Origin of the sequence: Albidovulum sp., from assembly GCF_008933605.1 — a bacterium.
Taxonomy (GTDB): domain Bacteria; phylum Pseudomonadota; class Alphaproteobacteria; order Rhodobacterales; family Rhodobacteraceae; genus Albidovulum.
The window spans coordinates 1-15,630 of the sequence record NZ_WBUS01000081.1; the positions used below are offsets into that span (position 1 = coordinate 1).

The 15,630-nt window shown below is 71.0% G+C and carries 15 protein-coding genes and 1 riboswitch; of the genes, 3 read left to right on the forward strand and 12 right to left on the reverse strand.

All coding sequences use genetic code 11. From position 1 onward, the window contains the following. Both F9K34_RS11545 and cbiE read right to left on the reverse strand, forming a co-directional pair. On the reverse strand, nucleotides 1-412 hold a 412-nt coding region (locus F9K34_RS11545; RefSeq protein ID WP_291337117.1), incomplete at its 3' end, for a cobalamin biosynthesis protein. Beyond that, complete coding sequence (gene cbiE / locus F9K34_RS11550; protein WP_291337118.1) at nucleotides 409-1,596, reverse strand: precorrin-6y C5,15-methyltransferase (decarboxylating) subunit CbiE; 1,188 nt, start codon at nucleotides 1,594-1,596, stop codon at nucleotides 409-411. The genes cbiE and F9K34_RS11545, both read right to left, overlap by 4 nt. Here cbiE and F9K34_RS11555 point away from each other — a divergent pair. Next, nucleotides 1,595-2,344 carry a cobalt-precorrin-6A reductase gene (locus F9K34_RS11555; RefSeq protein WP_291337119.1) on the forward strand — a complete coding sequence of 250 codons (750 nt, stop codon included), beginning with the start codon at nucleotides 1,595-1,597 and terminating at the stop codon, nucleotides 2,342-2,344. The genes cbiE and F9K34_RS11555 overlap by 2 nt on opposite strands. On the opposite strand, the gene cobJ is transcribed toward F9K34_RS11555, so the two are convergent. Genes cobJ through F9K34_RS11590 form a run of 7 tightly spaced genes read right to left on the reverse strand, consistent with a single transcriptional unit; the run spans nucleotide 2,320 to nucleotide 10,237 of the window. Then, nucleotides 2,320-3,054: a precorrin-3B C(17)-methyltransferase gene (cobJ, locus tag F9K34_RS11560; RefSeq protein ID WP_291337120.1), complete on the reverse strand. Its 735-nt coding sequence runs from the start codon at nucleotides 3,052-3,054 to the stop codon at nucleotides 2,320-2,322. The two genes, F9K34_RS11555 and cobJ, sit on opposite strands and share 25 nt — an antisense overlap. Then, nucleotides 3,051-3,779 (reverse strand): precorrin-2 C(20)-methyltransferase, encoded by a 729-nt coding sequence (locus F9K34_RS11565; RefSeq protein WP_436405739.1) that lies wholly within the window; start codon nucleotides 3,777-3,779, stop codon nucleotides 3,051-3,053. The genes cobJ and F9K34_RS11565 overlap by 4 nt, the downstream gene beginning before the upstream one ends. Nucleotides 3,780-3,781: 2 nt before the next feature. Beyond that, complete coding sequence (locus tag F9K34_RS11570; RefSeq protein WP_291337122.1) at nucleotides 3,782-4,411, reverse strand: precorrin-8X methylmutase; 630 nt, start codon at nucleotides 4,409-4,411, stop codon at nucleotides 3,782-3,784. Then, nucleotides 4,401-5,579, reverse strand: a complete 1,179-nt coding sequence (cobG, locus tag F9K34_RS11575; protein ID WP_291337123.1) for a precorrin-3B synthase — start codon at nucleotides 5,577-5,579, stop codon at nucleotides 4,401-4,403. The genes F9K34_RS11570 and cobG overlap by 11 nt, the downstream gene beginning before the upstream one ends. Then, nucleotides 5,576-8,818: a cobaltochelatase subunit CobN gene (gene cobN, locus F9K34_RS11580; protein WP_291337124.1), complete on the reverse strand. Its 3,243-nt coding sequence runs from the start codon at nucleotides 8,816-8,818 to the stop codon at nucleotides 5,576-5,578. Before cobN ends, cobG begins: the two co-directional genes overlap by 4 nt. Nucleotides 8,819-8,827: 9 nt before the next feature. After that, complete coding sequence (gene cobW / locus F9K34_RS11585; protein WP_291337125.1) at nucleotides 8,828-9,877, reverse strand: cobalamin biosynthesis protein CobW; 1,050 nt, start codon at nucleotides 9,875-9,877, stop codon at nucleotides 8,828-8,830. Next, entirely contained in the window at nucleotides 9,878-10,237 is a 360-nt protein-coding gene (locus F9K34_RS11590; RefSeq protein ID WP_291337126.1) for a DUF1636 domain-containing protein, read from the reverse strand. It lies immediately after the preceding gene. 102 nt (nucleotides 10,238-10,339) lie between these two features. Next, a riboswitch (cobalamin riboswitch) is annotated at nucleotides 10,340-10,571 on the reverse strand. Between the two features lie 37 nt (nucleotides 10,572-10,608). Here F9K34_RS11590 and cobO point away from each other — a divergent pair. Together cobO and F9K34_RS11600 are read left to right on the forward strand one after the other, a co-directional pair. After that, nucleotides 10,609-11,241, forward strand: a complete 633-nt coding sequence (gene cobO, locus F9K34_RS11595) for a cob(I)yrinic acid a,c-diamide adenosyltransferase (RefSeq protein ID WP_291337127.1) — start codon at nucleotides 10,609-10,611, stop codon at nucleotides 11,239-11,241. A 342-nt stretch (nucleotides 11,242-11,583) separates the two neighbouring features. Continuing rightward, nucleotides 11,584-13,026 carry a cobyric acid synthase gene (locus tag F9K34_RS11600; protein WP_291337128.1) on the forward strand — a complete coding sequence of 481 codons (1,443 nt, stop codon included), beginning with the start codon at nucleotides 11,584-11,586 and terminating at the stop codon, nucleotides 13,024-13,026. A 9-nt stretch (nucleotides 13,027-13,035) separates the two neighbouring features. Here F9K34_RS11600 and cobD read toward each other — a convergent pair whose 3' ends face one another. The 3 genes from cobD to F9K34_RS11615 form a co-directional block, all read right to left on the reverse strand. Next, entirely contained in the window at nucleotides 13,036-13,998 is a 963-nt protein-coding gene (gene cobD / locus F9K34_RS11605; RefSeq protein ID WP_291337129.1) for a threonine-phosphate decarboxylase CobD, read from the reverse strand. Beyond that, nucleotides 13,998-14,939 carry an adenosylcobinamide-phosphate synthase CbiB gene (cbiB, locus tag F9K34_RS11610; RefSeq protein WP_291337130.1) on the reverse strand — a complete coding sequence of 314 codons (942 nt, stop codon included), beginning with the start codon at nucleotides 14,937-14,939 and terminating at the stop codon, nucleotides 13,998-14,000. Before cbiB ends, cobD begins: the two co-directional genes overlap by 1 nt. Continuing rightward, nucleotides 14,936-15,630 (reverse strand): propanediol utilization protein (locus tag F9K34_RS11615; RefSeq protein WP_291337131.1); only part of this gene is annotated, 695 nt, incomplete at its 5' end. The genes cbiB and F9K34_RS11615, both read right to left, overlap by 4 nt.

The following is a 15,630-nucleotide window of genomic DNA, read 5'->3' on the forward strand; positions in this document are numbered from 1 at the left end:
GGTCCCGCCCCCGCAGCGTCAAAAGGTCCGCCGCGCCGGGCCCCGCGCCAATGAAATGCACCGTCATCCATCCGTCCTTTCTGCAATCGCCGCCGTCGCCAGCCCGTCCGCCGAGACCGCGCGCGGCTCGTCGCCCCGCCGCCGCGAGTGCGGCCGCCTCGGCCAGCGATCCGGTTCCGAACCGGTCGGCGACGCGGCTGGAATGGGTCAGTGTCCGCTCCCGCGCAAGCGCGTCCCGGGCGATGCCGAGGACCGGAAGGCCAAGGTCCCGGGCGAAGGCAAGGAACGCCGGCGCATCCACCTTTCCGCAGGCGGTCGCCAGCAGGTCCACGCCTCCGCCGGCGCGCCCTAGCGCGTCCGCAAGCGACTCGACCGTCGCGGCCGCACGGAAACCGATTCCCGCCACCCTCATTTCACGGCACTCCACTGCACGACCGGGCGGGCGGGCTGCCAGCCGCGCAGGCGGCCGAGGGGCTCGGCCGCAGCGAGTTCGATCCTGAGGAGCGTGCCGCCGCGACGCGCATGGCAGCCGGCGAGAAGCACCTCCGAGTCCAGTGTCACGGCGTTGACCACGAGTCGTGCGCCCTGTGGGATCAGATCCCAAAGAGTGTCTATTCCAGCCTTGTCCGCACCCCCGCCGATAAAGACGGCGTCCGGCGCGGGCAGGCTGGCGAGCACCTCGGCCCAGCGTGCCTCCGTCACGGTAATGCGATGCGCGAGGCCGAATGCGCTTGCGTTGGCCCGGATGTTTCCCGTGCGGTCAGGGCGCGCCTCGACGGGGTGCGCGCTGGCGCCGGGCGCCGCGAGGCACCATTCGACGGACACCGACCCTGAGCCGGCGCCAAGGTCCCACAGCACCTCGCCGGGGCGGGGTGCCAGCGCCGAAAGCGTCAGGGCGCGAACCGGTCGCTTGGTGATCTGGCCGTCATGCGCGAAGAGTTCGTCGGCAAGCCCCGACGCGCGCGGCATACCGGCCGCACCGGCCGCCGCTACGGCCACCGCGACGGGGTGGCGGACGTCCGGCAGGTCGAACCCCCCGGCACTCACGGTCCGCAGCCGTTCCTCCGGGCCACCCAGCGATTCGAGAACGGTGAGGCGGGAGGCGCCGAAGCCCTTGTCGGCCAGCCAGCCGGCGAGCTCCCCGGCGGCCGCGGCATCGCGCAGGAGGCAGATGGCATGCACACCGCGGGCAAGCACCGGGACGAGTCGCTCGAAGGGCGCGGCGTGCAAGGCGAGGCAGAGCGTCTCCTCAAGCCGCCAGCCGAGTCGCGCGGCGGCGAGGGAAAAGGTCGACGGGGCAGGATGGCAGGTCCATTCGCCAGGCTGCAGACGCGCCGCGAGGCTTCCGCCGGCGCCGAACCAGAACGGATCGCCCGAGGCAAGGACGACCACTTTACGGCCCGCTTCCGCCAGAACAGGGTCGATTCCGAACGGTATGGGCCATTCCCGGCCCCGATCTCCGGCGCCGGCGAGGGCAAGGTGCCGGGGCGCCCCGAAGACGATCTCGGCAGCTGCGAGCGCGGCGCGGCTTGCCTCCGACAACCCCGCCAGTCCATCTTCGCCAAGTCCGATGATCGTCAGCCAGGGATCAGCCATGACCCGCGTCCTTCTTCTCGGCGGCACGACCGAGGCGAGCCAGCTCGCCCGGGCGCTCGCCGCCGCGGGGATCGACGCGGTCTTCTCCTATGCCGGGCGCACCGGGGCCCCAGTCGAGCAGCCGCTGTCGACCCGGATCGGCGGTTTCGGCGGACCCGAGGGTCTTGTGCGCTGCTTGCGGGAGGAAGGCATCACCCATGTCGTTGATGCCACTCACCCCTTCGCCGCCCGGATGAGTCGGAACGCCGTCGAAGCCTGCGGTACGGCGAATGTGCCGCTCTGCGCCTTCGAACGCGCACCCTGGGCGGACGGACCGGGCGACGATTGGCGGCATGTACCCGACATCGCGGGCGCGGTGGCCGCGCTGCCGGATGCGCCCGCACCGGTCTTCCTTGCCATCGGCCGGCAGAACCTGGAGCCCTTCGCCGCCAAGCCGCAGCACCGCTACCTGCTTCGCCTCGTGGACCCGCCCGGGGATGTGCTGCCCTTGCCTGACACCGAAGTCGTCATTGCCCGCGGCCCGTTCACCGAGGCAGGGGACGCGGCGCTTCTCCGCACCCATGGCATCGAGGTCATTGTGGCCAAGAATGCCGGCGGAACGGGCGCAAAGGCCAAGCTCGACGCGGCGCGCGCGCTTGGCCTGCCCGTGATCCTGATCGACCGGCCCGCGCTGCCAACCCGCCGGGTCGCGCGCAGCGTCGAGGAGGTGATGGACTTCCTTGCTCATCCGGCCGACCTCGGCGTGTAGACGAAATGCCCGACCCGGCGGGTATCGGCATTGCCGAGTATCACCACCGTGCGCATGTCGGCCATCTCTGGCGTGGCCTCGGCCAAGGTGACGGTTGCCAGCGCCTCCTCCGGCGTCGTCACCGCACGAGCAAAGGAGATGAGCCGGTCTGGCCCGCATTCCTCGCGCAGGATGTCCAGCGCTCTGGCGAACTGGTGCGGGCGGGTCCTCGATCGCGGGTTGTAGAAGGCCATGGCGAAGCCCGCCTGCGCCGCAAGTCTCAGGCGGCGTTCGACCAGCTCCCAGGGCTTGAGGTTGTCGGACAGGTTGATGGCGCAGAAATCGTGGCCGAGCGGCGCGCCGAGCCGCGCGGCGGCGGCGAGCATCGCGGTGATCCCGGGCAGGACGCGGATGTCGAAGGAACCCGGATCGGGGCGCCGTTCCAGCGCCTCGAACACCGCCGCCGCCATGGCGAAGACGCCAGGATCCCCCGAGGAGACGACAACGACACGCCGACCCTCCGCCGCCATGTCGAGCGCATGGCGGGCGCGGTCGATCTCCACCCGGTTGTCGGAGGGGTGCAGCCGCAGACCCTCGCGCGACGCGACGCGGGCGACATAGGGGATGTAGCCCACCACGTCGGTCGCCTCGGCCAGGGTCGCGCGCACCTCCTCCGTCACCAGCCTTTCATCCCCCGGGCCGAGCCCGGCGACGGCAAGCCAGCCGGTCATGGCCGCCGCCCCTGGCCGTGGACCACGACGATGGAGAAATAGGGCGTCACCTCATCGGCCTCGACCAGCCGCTGCACGCGCTGGCCGGGCATCGTGCCGCGCTCGATGAGCCAGGCGGCGCCCAGACGTCCCGACTTGGCGAGCGCGCGACGCAGCTTCGGCAGGTTCCGCCCGATCTTCATGAATACGAGTGCATCGGCTTCGCGCGAGCGCGCCTCGAGCTCGTCCTCCGACAGGGTGGCCATCAGCACGGTCAGCACGTCGTCGCCCCAGGTGATCGGGATGCCCGTCGCGGTCCAGCAGCCGGACATGCCGGTGATGCCGGGAACGACCTCGACCTCGGCGCGGCCCTGAAGCCGGGAATGCAGGTGCATGAAGGAACCGTAGAAGAACGGGTCGCCCTCGCAGAGGACAAGAACAGTCCCTGTTCCGGCCAGTTCGGCCAGTCTCTGCGCCCAGTCTTCGTAGAATTCGGCAAGCTGGCGGTTGTATTCCGGGTCCGAGAAATGGATCTCGGTCGTCACCGGGTATTCCATCGGGTATTCGTTGGCGCCGGGGGCGAGCATTCCGTCGACGATCTGCCGCGCCTGCCCGGCGCGGCCGGCCTTGCGGAAGTAGGCGACATGCGCCGCCGAACGCACGAGGCGGTCGGCCCGGACGCTCATCAGCTCCGGGTCGCCGGGGCCGAGGCCGACGCAGATGACCTTGCCGTGGCTGGGGCCCATCGTCATTCCTTCCGGCTCGCGAGCGCATTCACGGCCGCGACCGTGATCGCCGAACCGCCGAGCCGGCCCCTGACGATGAGCGACGGCGCCGGCAGGTCGTCCATCAGCGCATCCTTGGATTCCGCCGCGCCGACGAAGCCCACCGGGCATCCGATGATCGCCGCAGGGCACGGGCAGGCCGGGTCTTCGAGCATGTTGAGAAGATGGAAGAGCGCCGTCGGCGCGTTCCCGATGGCGACGACGGCACCCCGAAGGTGCGGACGCCACAGTTCCAGCGCGGCGGCGGAGCGGGTGTTGCCCATCGCCGTCGCGAGGCCCGGCACGCGCGGGTCATGGAGGGTGCAGATCACCTCGTTGCCTGCCGGCAGGCGCGAGCGGGTGATGCCCTCGCTCACCATCCGCGCGTCGCAGAGGATCGGCGCGCCGGCTTCCAGCGCGGCGCGGGCTGCGATCGCCATGCCGGGCGAGAAGCCGACATGGCGTTCCAGCCCCACCATTCCGGCGGCATGGATCATGCGGACGACGACCGGTTCCTCCTCGGGCGTGAAGCGGGCGAGGTCGGCCTCGGCCCGGATGGTGGCGAAGCTCTCGGCGTAGATCGCCGCGCCATCGGTCTGGTAGCTATGAGGCATGGGCCGTCTCGGTCAGAAGGGTGGGGTTTGCGGCAAGCGTCGCGGTGGCGAGCCCGGTCAGCGACGGGGCATCGGCGGCGGTGCCGTCGCGGATCAGGTCGAGCGTGCCGCCGGCACGGCCGACCAGGGTCAGCGGCGCCCGGGCGGGATGGGCGCAGCCCTTGGCGCAGCCGGAGACGTGGAGCCTCGCGGTGGCAGGCAGGGCGCCTGCCAGCGCGCGGGCCAGTTCGCGCGTCGCGACGAGGGCCTGCGGGCAGCCGGGCGCGCCGGTGCAGGCAATCACGCGCAGCATCGGATCGGCCGGGTCGATGATGAGGCCGGGAATCGGGGGCGCCTCGGTCGCATCCTCGATCAGGATCATCCTCCAGGGGGTGATCCGGAGCGAACCGGTTTCGGCAAGCCGAGACATGGTCTCCGCCATCATCTGCCCGAATTCGAAAGCGACGAGGAAGCCTGGCGGCAAAGGCCCCGGGGCGGGCGCCGGAGCGGTGGCGCGCGGACGGGCGGGGAGGTCGGTGAAGATGTCGGGCAGCCGCACGCCCCTGGCCAGATGCGCCGCCATCCGACCCCGCCCATCGGGCGCGCCGCCGGTGGCGAGGAACCACTGCGCCAGATCGACGGCCAGCGTCGCTGCATTGCCGAGGGTGGCCGCCGCGCCGGTCGCGGCGCCATCGGGGCGGACCAGAAGCGTGCCGCCCGGGCCGCGTTCGATGCGGATATCGGCGGAGATCTCGGACAGGACTGGCTCCGCCCCGCAATCCACCGCATAGCCGAACTTACCCGGCGTCGGCGGCGCGTCCGGGCGGCCGAGGGCCCCGGCCAGCGAGGTCACGACCTCCTGCACGCCGTCGCCGTGCCGCCAGAACGGCGTCACGGTGATGTTACGGCGGCTTTCGACCTCGGTCGTCTCGTCGATCAGGCCGAGCGCGGCGAGGCCCTCGATCAGCCGGCCATGATCTGCCTCGGAGATGCCGCGCAACTGGATATTGGCGCGGGCCGAGAGGTCGATGAGACCGTTGCCGTGGCGCGCGGAGAGATCGGCGATGCCCTTCCCCTGCGCCTGCGTCAGCCGCCCGCCGCGCGGGCGGACGCGGACGACGAGGCCGTCGCCCGAAAGCATCGGCCTCAGCGCGCCGGGGCACCACCCCTTGATGACGGGCGCGCTCATCGCCGCGCCTCCATCGCCACGGAATTGCGCCGGGTGACCCAGAGTCCGGCGTCTTGCAGGGCGGCGAAGCGGTCGCGCAGCGCCTGAAGCGCCGCGGGATTTTCCGCCTCCATGAAGGCCACGACCTCGTCGCGGCCGAGCGTCGCCGCGTGGTACAGGTCGAAGAGATGCGCCGGCACCGCGCGGGCCAGATGCGCGAAGGCCGCCATGTGGTCGAGCGTCGCGGCGATCTCGGCGGCGCCGCGGAAGCCGTGGCGCATCATGCCATCGGCCCAGGCGGGATTGGCGGCGCGGGCACGGACGACGCGACCGATCTCCTCGGGCAGGGTGCGGGCGCGTGGATCGTCGGGGCGGGTGGCGTCGAGGTGGTAGAGCGCTGGGGCGGTGCCGCCGAGCCGCGCCACGGCGGCGGCGAACCCGCCTTCGTGGGCCGCATAGTCGGAGGCGAGGAGAAGGTCGGTCTCGGCGAGGTCCTGGACATGGACGAAGCCATCGGCGCCCCTCACCTGCGCTTCCAGTGCCGCGCGGGCAGGACGCGCCGCGCCCGTGGCGTCGATGGCCCATTCGGAGCCCGCGAGCCAGGCCTCTCCCGCCGCCAGCCGACCCTCGGGTCCGTAGTCCTCGATCGCCTCGGCCATGGCGAGGCCGTAAAGGCCGGGCTTCGGCCCGAATACACGCGGCGCGGCGCGCAGATAGGGGTTGTCCTCCGGCGATTCCCCGCGCTCCGCCAGCGCCGCGGCGGCACCCTCGAACAGCTGGGCGAGGCCCGGGAATACGTCTCTGAACAGGCCGGAAACGCGCAAGGTGACGTCGATCCGGGGGCGGCGCAGCAGGGCAAGCGGGATCACCTCGAAGCCCGAAACGCGCTCGGACCCCTCGTCCCATTTCGGGGCAAGGCCCGCGAGGTGCAACGCCATGGCGAATTCCTCGCCTGCCGTCCGCATGGTGGCGGATCCCCAGAGGTCGATCACCAGCGATTTCGGCCAGTCACCGTGATCCTGAAGGTGGCGGCGGAGGAGTTCCTCGGCCAGTTTCACGCCCTGGGCATGGGCGGCGCGCGAGGGCACCGCACGCGGATCGGTGGTGTACAGGTTGCGCCCCGTGGGCAGAACGTCGGTCCGCCCGCGGAAGGGTGAGCCGGACGGGCCCGCCGCGACCCGCCGGCCGTTCAGCGCCTCCAGCAGCCCGGCATTTTCCTCGGCCCCGCATTGCCCGGTGCCGAAGACGTGCAGACCGTCGCCATACTGGCTTTCCTTGATGTCGCAGACGAAGCGGTCGATCCGGGTGATCGCCTCGGCGGGCGAGGCATCCTCGGGGATGCCCAGATCGTCCTCGACACCGCGCCCCCGCGCCTCCTCGCGGATCGCGGCGATCAGCCGTTCCCGGCGGGCGGGGTCGAGCCCGTCGGCGGTCGAGTATTCGTCGAGCAGCCGTTCGAGACGGTTGAGTTCTTCCGGCACGGCACTGTCGATGAGCGGCGGCGGCAGGTGGCCGATGGTGACGGCGCCCATCCGGCGCTTGGCCTGCGCCGCCTCGCCCGGGTCGTTGACGATGAAGGGGTAGATGACCGGCAGGGGGCCGGTCAGCGCCTCGGGCCAGCACTCCGCGGACAGCGCCACCGACTTGCCCGGCAGCCACTCGAGCGTGCCGTGGGCGCCGACATGGATCAGCGCGTGCAAGCCCTGCGACCGGAGCCAGAGGTAGAAGGCAACGTAGGCGTGGCGCGGGGTACGGGACAGGTCGTGGTAGTCGTCGCCCCGCGTCCTCACCTCGCCGCGCTCGGGCTGCAGCGCGACGATGGCGCGGCCCCGGCGGATGGCGCGGAAGCGGAAATGGCCGTCGGCAACGGCAGGATCGGTTTCCGGATCGCCCCAGGCGGCGAAGAGGGCTTCGCGCAGCGGCGCAGGCAGGGCCGAAAGAGTGTCTGCATAGGCCGAAACCGGCCAATCCGCGGTCTTGACGCTCAGCGCCTGACCCAGCCCCTCGCCGGGCGCCACCGCGTGACCCTGGACCCGGAGCGCGGCGAGGATGCCCTCGGTCGAAGCCAGCGCGTCGAGGCCGACGGCATGGGCCAGCTGATGCGCCTTGCCGGGATAGGTCGAGAGGATCAGCGCGACGGCGCGATCGGCCGCCGGGGTCGCCGCCAGCCGGTGCCAGCCCGCCACACGGTCGGCGATGCTGGCGATCCGTTCCGGGTCGGCACGGTGTGCGAAGCGGGAAAATTGCAGGTCTGGGTCGCGGCGCCCGGGGCTCTTGAAGCTCGCCACTCCGGCGAAGAGGCGACCATCAACCTCGGGCAGGACGACGTGCATGGCGAGATCGGCGGGCGACAGGCCGCGGTCGGCGACGGCCCAGTCGCGCCGCCGCGCCGTGGAGAGCGCGACCTGGAAGACCGGGCAGCCGGGCGCGTCGAGCGGCGAGGCCGCACCGTCCGCCCCCCTGGCCGAGAAGGCGGTGGCATTGACGATGGTGGCGGGGGCGAGGCGGATCAGTTCGCCCCGCAGCCAGTCGGCGGCGGCGGCGTCCTTGAGCGAGGCGGCGAAGGCGCCGATGGCGGCGAAGCCGCGCGCGCGCAGCGCCGCGATCAGCGCGTCGACGGGATCGGTATCGGCGGCGGTCAGGTAGGAGCGGTAGAAGGTGACGACGGCAAGCGGCCGGTCATCGGCCCCGGGGGCAGCGACCACACCCTCCCCGGGTCGGTACCAGCCGAAAGCAGGGACGGTCTTGTCGCCCGACACCGGACCGGCATAGAGCCCGGCCGCCAGCGCCAGTTGCTGCAGCGCGGCCTGCGCCGCGACCGCCCCGCCTGCGTCGCAGAGCGATTGCAGCCGGCGCAGGGTCGATTTCGGCAAGGTGGACAGCGCGTCGAGCCGTCCATCCTCCTGCCCGTCGGCGGGCAGGACGGCCAGCGCGATGCCCCTGCGCCGACAGAGGTCCTGCACCTGCGCCAGCCCGTAGGCCCAGTAGCTCTCGCCGCCAATGAGCCGGATCAGGATGCCCTTCGCGCCGGAAAGGGTGCGCTCGACATAGGTGTCGACCGACAGGGGGTGACGGAGCGCGACGAGGTTGGCCAGCCTGAGGGTCGGCAGCGATGCCTTGCCGCGATGCCACCCGGCCGCGAAGGCGCCGAGGTCGCTGTCGGAGAAGGACAGCACCACCAGCTCGGCCGGGGACTGGCCGAGGTCGGTCGGTGTTTCGGTCTCCTCGAGCCCGTGGCTCTCGCGGAAGATGACATGCATCTGAAGGCCTCAGACCTCCTGCGTTCCGGTCGAAAGGACCGCGTGGATGGCGGCCGGATCGACATGGTCGTGCTCGCCGATGACGACGAGCCGCGTCACCCGAGGCGTGTCACCCCAGGGCCGGTCGTATTGCGCGCGCACCCGTTCGCCCACCGCCTGGACAAGCATCCGCATCGGCTTGCCCCGGACGGCGACGTAGCCCTTCACGCGCAGGATGTTCTGTTCCCGCGCAAGCCGGACGATGGCGTGCTTCAGCGCCTCGGGATCGGCGATCTCGGGCAACTCCATGACGACAGTGTCGAAGTCGTCGTGCTCGTGGTCGTCGGCCCCGTCGTGATGTGACGGTCGGGAATGGAGATCGTCCTCCGCGGCCGCGTTCAGGCCGAGGATCACGGCGGGGTCGATGCGCCCCTCTTCCATGGCGAGGATCGGCAGCCGCCGCGGCGCCTCGGCCTCCACCGCGGCGCGCGCAGCGGCGATCCCCGACTCGCCTGCCAGGTCGGCCTTGGTCAGGAGAACGATGTCCGCGCAGGAAATCTGGTCCTCGAAGACCTCGGAAAGCGGCGTCTCATGGTCGAGAGAGTCGTCGGCCGCGCGTTGCGCCTCGACCGCTGCGACGTCGGGCGCGAAGCGCCCCGCCGCCACGGCCTCGGCATCGGCGAGCGCGATCACACCGTCGACGGTGATGCGCGAGCGTATCGCCGGCCAGTCGAAAGCCTTCAGGAGCGGCTTCGGCAGGGCGAGACCCGACGTCTCGATAAGGATGTGATCGGGCCGCACCGGGCGCGCCATCAACGCCTCGAGCGTCGGAATGAAGTCATCGGCCACGGTGCAGCAGATGCAGCCGTTCGCCAGTTCGACGATGTTCTCCTCGGGGCACATCTCGTCGGCACAGGATTTCAGGATCTCGCCGTCCATGCCGACCGAGCCGAACTCGTTCACCAGCACGGCGAGTCGCCTGCCTTGCGGGTTCTGCATGAGGTGGCGGATCAGGGTCGTCTTGCCCGAGCCCAAGAAGCCGGTGATGACGGTGACGGGGATCTTGTTGAGGTCTGCCATTCAGCTCTCCATCGGGGGAATGCGCGCAAGCGACTGCTTGCGGAATATGACGGGACGCTCGCGCCAGGGGACGATGCCGTCGGCGGTTGCGGCGTAGGCGGCCGCACCGGCAAGGATGTCGGCCACATGCCTGTCGGGATCCAGACCGCGATAGACATAGGACCAGCGCCCGGGCCCCGTCAGCGCGATATTGCAGCCGTGATCGCAGGCGGAAAGACACTCGACCGGCTCGATCCGCACACCCGCCGGCGCGCCGGCGCGACGCAACGCGGCAAGTAGCCTTGCACCCGGGGCCTGATCGCCCTCGGCAACCGCGCGCCCCGTTGTGCAGGTGGTGCAGACATGAAGCGTCACGCTCACTCGGGCCGTTCCTTCCTTTCGCGGGAGGGGCCTGCGAAGGGCCGTCTGCCATGGCTGATCCATGCGCGCGTGCCCCGAGCCGGTCGCGGAACCCCCCGTCCGCCGTCACGTGTCGCGCTGGCAGGTCTCCCGGCTTGCGGATCTCGGGGCGTTCCCTTCGGAACCCCCGGCGGCCCTCCCGCCTTCCCGGCTCGCGCCAGTGGCTTCAGGGGACCTCTCCGGTCACGGTCGCGGGGGCGGCTGCGCTTCGGCGTCGCGTCCCGATAGGTCGCAAAGCCGGTCGCATTCCCTCTTCGCCTGCCCTAAGACAGGAACCAGCGCCGCCTCACCTGAGGCATGAGGCACTGACTTGTCAAGCAACGGAAGGGACCATGACCGACCCAAAACCGACCGACCCGGCCGATGACCTCGCCCGCCACGCACAGAAGATGGCGAAGAAGAAGGCCGCGCGCGACCGGATCATGGCAACGAAAGAGGGCGAGAAGGGCCTGATCATCGTCCATACCGGCGCCGGCAAGGGCAAGAGTTCTTCCGGCTTCGGGATGATCCTGCGCTGCATCGCCCACGGAATGCCCTGCGCGGTGGTGCAGTTCATCAAGGGTGCCTGGGACACCGGCGAGCGGCGCCTGATCGAGGGCCATTTCGCCGACCTCTGCCAGTTCTTCGCGATGGGCGAAGGGTTCACCTGGGAGACGCAGGACAAGGAACGCGACATCGCCGCCGCGCGACGTGGCTGGGAGAAGGCCAAGGATCTGATCCGCGACGAGCGCAACCGCATGGTGCTTCTCGACGAGATCAACATCGCGCTGCGCTACGACTACCTGCCGGTTGACGAGGTCGTCGCGTTCCTGAAGGATGAGAAGCCCGCGATGACCCACGTCGTGCTGACCGGGCGCAACGCCAAGGAGGAACTGATCGAGATCGCAGACCTGGTGACGGAGATGACGCTGGTGAAGCATCCGTTCCGGTCGGGGATCAAGGGCCAGAAGGGCGTGGAGTTCTGAGGCAAGGACCGGGGGCCCATCCGGCCCGGCCACGGGCCGGGCGTTTCGCGCGGCAAAGGTACACTGGACCTTTGCCGATCGCGCTTCACCCCCCGAACCCCCGAGGTACTTGGGGCAAGATGAAAACGGTCACAATTTGTCAATCATGCCGATGGAGGGTGAAGCCACGGTACAGGGAGAGGTCCCGATGACCGTGCAAGGTGAAAGCGCCGCGTCTTCCCCGGCTTGCCGGCCCGAGGCGCGGTGCCGCCCCCTCACGCGGGCTCTCCCTTTCATCTTGCCGGCAAATACCTCCGCCGGAGGCTCCCGCAATCGCCGCGGGCGCGAAGTCGGGAGGCGGTCGTGGGCGCTTTGATGATCCAGGGCTGCGGCTCGAATGTCGGCAAGTCGCTTCTGGTCGCCGGGCTCTGCCGGGCGGCGCGGCGGCGGGGGCTGTCGGTGGCGCCCTTCAAGCCGCAGAACATGTCGAACAACGCGGCCGTCACGGTGGACGGAGGCGAGATCGGCCGTGCGCAGGCGTTGCAGGCCCGGGCCGCGGGGCTGGAACCACACACCGACATGAACCCGGTGCTGCTGAAGCCGGAAACCGACACCGGTGCCCAGGTCGTCGTGCAGGGGCGGCGCATGGCCACGGTGCGCGCCAGGGACTATGCGGCGCTGAAGCCGAAATTGATGGCGCCGGTGCTCCAAAGCTTCACGTGCCTGAAGGCGGCCCATGACCTCGTGATCGTCGAGGGCGCGGGCAGCCCGGCGGAGGTGAACCTGCGCGCGGGCGACATCGCCAACATGGGTTTTGCGCGGGCGGCCGGCGTGCCGGTCGTACTCGTCGGCGACATCGACCGCGGGGGCGTGATCGCGCAGATCGCCGGGACGCAGGCCGTGCTCGACGTTGCCGATGCGGCAATGGTGTCGGGGTTCGTGATCAACAAGTTCCGGGGCGATCCGACGCTCTTCGACGACGGCTACCGGCTGATCGAGGCGCGGACCGGCTGGCGCGGCTTCGGCGTCGTGCCGCATTTCGCCGGTGCGGCGAAACTGCCGGCGGAGGATGCGCTCGACCTCGGCCGCGCATCCGCGGGCGGGCCGCTGAAGATCGCCTGCCTCGCCTTGAGTCGCATCGCCAATTTCGACGATCTCGACCCACTGAATCTGGAACCTTCGGTCAGCCTCACCATGGTGCGCGCCGGCGAGGCCCTGCCGGGCGATACCACGCTGGTGATTCTGCCGGGGTCGAAGTCCACGCGCGGCGACCTCGCCTTCCTGCGGGAACAGGGCTGGGACATCGACCTTGCCGCGCATGTCCGGCGCGGCGGTCACGTTCTGGGCATCTGCGGCGGATACCAGATGCTGGGCCGGTCGATTGCAGATCCGGAGGGGATCGAAGGCACGCCCGGCGAGACCGAGGGTCTCGGCCTGCTCGACGTCCGCACCGTGATGACCCCCGACAAGCGCGTGACCCGCACCAAGGCGCGCCACGCGGCGACGGGGACCGGGTTGGAGGGCTACGAAATTCACATCGGGCGGACTGACGGCCCGGCCCGCGCACGGCCCTTCGCCCTAGTCGATGGCGCGCCGGAGGGAGCCATCTCTGCCGACGGACGGATCATGGGGAGCTATCTGCACGGCATGTTCGCGGGGGACGCCTTTCGTGCCGCGTTCCTGTCCATGCTGGGCGCACCGTCGAGCGCGCGATATGGCGCCGAGGTCGAGGCGACTCTCGACGCGCTGGCCGATCACCTCGAGGCGCATCTCGACGTCGCGGGGCTTCTGGCGCTGGCGCGCTGACGGGCGCCCTCAGGCGAGGGCGGCGGCGAGCCGGCTCCACTCCGCCTCGCCCCCCGGAAGGCCGAGGCGGAGCCAGGTTCCGGAGTAGGGGAAGATGCGCGACCAGATCCGCGCGCGCGCCAACCGCTCCTGCGCCTTCGCGGCCGCCGGAGTATCGTAGAGCCGGAACAGGGTCGTTCCGCCGATGCTGCGCCAACCGGCCCCGGCGGCAAGCGCATCGAGCCACCCTGCTTCGCCGGCAAGCCGGTCGCGGGTGTCGCGGGCCCAGGCGTGGTCGGCAAGCGCGGCGGCGCCGACCTCGATGGCGGCGCCGTTGACGGGCCAGGGTCCGGCCATGTCCGCAAGACGGGCGATCTCGGAGGTCGAACCGAGGACGAACCCCAGCCGGAGCCCCGCGAGGCCGTAGAACTTGCCGAACGACCGGAGGACGAGCGTGCCGTGGTCGAGGGCGCCGCGCGCGACCGAGGTCTCCGGCGTCGCGTCCGCGAAGCTCTCGTCCACGACGATCCGCCCGACGCGGCCCGCCAGCGCCCGGAGCGCGTCGGGCGTGAGCACGCGACCGTCCGGATTGTTCGGGTTGACGATAACGGCCAGATCGGCGCCTGCCAGTGCTTCGGGTGTTCGCACCTCCTCCACCGTCCAACCGGCCGAACGCAGCGCCCCGGCATGTTCGTTGTAGGTGGGGCCCAGCACGCGGGCGCGGCCGGGCCGCGAGAGCCGCGGGATCATCTGGATCGCCGCCTGTGCGCCGGCAACGGGCAGGATATCCGCTGCCGTCCCGTAGGCTCCGCGCGCTGCGGCGGTCAGCCGCTCCGTCGCTGCGCGTGTCGGCAGCATCGTCCAGGCCGGAGCCGGGATCGGCGGCACGGGATAGGGGACGCGGTTGATGCCGGTCGAAAGGTCGATCCAGCCTGCCGCGGTGCCGCCGAACCGCGCGATCGCCGCGTCGATGTTCCCTCCGTGGTCGCGCATCAGAGGGCCGCCAGGATAGCGAGGCCGAGCGCCATCGCCAGCATCGCGAAGCGAAACAGGCGAAGCGCACGCCCGATGTCGGCCGGCTGCGGATCGGGGGCGCCTTCGTTCAGCCACGGTTCATCGGCGACGCCGTCATGATAGGCGCGGGGGCCGGAGAGGCGGATTTCGAGCGCGCCGGCAAGCGCCGCTTCCGGCCAGCCGGCGTTCGGCGACCGGTGGCGACGCGCATCGCGCCACATCGTTTCAAGCGCCGCGCGCGGACGGGTGGAGACCAGGGCAAAGAGCAGGCCGGTGAGCCGCGCCGGGATGAGATTGACGAGATCGTCGAGCCTGGCGGCGGCCCAGCCGAAGGCGCGGTAGCGCTGCGTGCGGTGGCCGATCATCGAATCGAGCGTGTTGATCGCCTTGTAGGCCGCGATCCCGGGCAGGCCGAAGAGAACGCCCCAGAAGACCGGCGCGACGATCCCGTCGGAGGCGTTCTCGGCCAGGCTCTCGATCGTGGCGCGCGCGATGCCCTCGCGGTCGAGCCGGTCGGGATCGCGTCCGACGATCATGGCGACGGCCCGGCGCGCGCCGAGGAGATCGCCTGCGGCGAGGGGATCGGCCACGGCCCGGACATGGTCCCGCAGGGAGCGCATCGCCACGAGGGGCCAGGCGAGAATGCCGGCCAGCACGATGCCCGGCGAACTCGCCGGAAGGGCCCAGGTCACGACCCAGGCGATCTCGGCCGCCGCGCCGACGACGACCGCGACGGTGACGATCCCCGCGATCCGCCGCGCGCCTTCGTCGGCCCCCTCGAGGTTGATCCAGCGGTCGAGCGCGTCGACCATCTTGCCGATCCATGTGACAGGGTGGCCGATGGCGCGGAAAAGCCTGTCGGGCCAGCCGAGCACGGCATCGACGCAAAGTGCCACGAGCATGATGATCGCCCCAGTCATCGCCGCACCCCCACCCGGAACCTGACGATCCCGGTCATCCCTGCCGCGCGCAGTGCAGCGCCGGCATGGGGGCCGATTCGTCCGGGCACGAATAGCAGCGCGCGCGCCGATCCGGTATGGCCGACCGCAAATCCGGCCGCCCCGAGGTCGCGGGCAAGCTCCGCGGTCGGATCGCTTTCGGGTCCCCGCAGCGCAAGGGTGCGGCTGGCGGAAAGGCTCGCGATCTCGGCCAGGGCCTCCGGTCGGCCGGTCGACGCTGCGCGGCCCCATGCTCTGATCAGATCGCCAATGTCGGGGAAATTGGCGTCCCCCGGGTCGGTGCGGCGGGCCGGACCGAGAAAGCCGCCGATGACGTCCATCCTCGGCAAGGCCGGAAATCTGTCGAGAACGCGCCCTTCCCGCGAGGCCCAGAGCAGGTCTTCCGGGCGGGAAAACATCAGGGGATCGCTCGCGCCCTCGGCGGCGATGCAAGCCCTCGCCAGCGCTTCCGGCGCAGAGGCGATACCCGCGAGCCGGGCAAGCGCGACAAGCGCCGCAGTGGATGCGCCCGCCCCGCCGCCGGCCGGCATCGCGGCCCTGAGCCTCACGTGGCCGGACAATCTGCGGTCCAGCCGTGCAAGGAACCGGCGGGCGCGCTCGGGAGTGATGAGCCGCTGGCCGCTTCCGTGGATCGAGAGGCCCGGACCCGGTG

What these genes read in the sequence shown, in the direction of transcription:
- F9K34_RS11555 (WP_291337119.1), top strand. Translation starts at nt 1,595, where the DNA reads ATGACCCGCGTCCTTCTTCTCGGCGGCACGACCGAGGCGAGCCAGCTC.
- cbiE (WP_291337118.1), bottom strand. Translation starts at nt 1,596, where the DNA reads ATGGCTGATCCCTGGCTGACGATCATCGGACTTGGCGAAGATGGACTG.
- cobJ (WP_291337120.1), bottom strand. Translation starts at nt 3,054, where the DNA reads ATGACCGGCTGGCTTGCCGTCGCCGGGCTCGGCCCGGGGGATGAAAGG.
- F9K34_RS11565 (WP_436405739.1), bottom strand. Translation starts at nt 3,779, where the DNA reads ATGGGCCCCAGCCACGGCAAGGTCATCTGCGTCGGCCTCGGCCCCGGC.
- F9K34_RS11570 (WP_291337122.1), bottom strand. Translation starts at nt 4,411, where the DNA reads ATGCCTCATAGCTACCAGACCGATGGCGCGGCGATCTACGCCGAGAGC.
- cobG (WP_291337123.1), bottom strand. Translation starts at nt 5,579, where the DNA reads ATGAGCGCGCCCGTCATCAAGGGGTGGTGCCCCGGCGCGCTGAGGCCG.
- cobN (WP_291337124.1), bottom strand. Translation starts at nt 8,818, where the DNA reads ATGCATGTCATCTTCCGCGAGAGCCACGGGCTCGAGGAGACCGAAACA.
- cobW (WP_291337125.1), bottom strand. Translation starts at nt 9,877, where the DNA reads ATGGCAGACCTCAACAAGATCCCCGTCACCGTCATCACCGGCTTCTTG.
- cobO (WP_291337127.1), top strand. Translation starts at nt 10,609, where the DNA reads ATGACCGACCCAAAACCGACCGACCCGGCCGATGACCTCGCCCGCCAC.
- cobD (WP_291337129.1), bottom strand. Translation starts at nt 13,998, where the DNA reads ATGCGCGACCACGGAGGGAACATCGACGCGGCGATCGCGCGGTTCGGC.
- cbiB (WP_291337130.1), bottom strand. Translation starts at nt 14,939, where the DNA reads ATGACTGGGGCGATCATCATGCTCGTGGCACTTTGCGTCGATGCCGTG.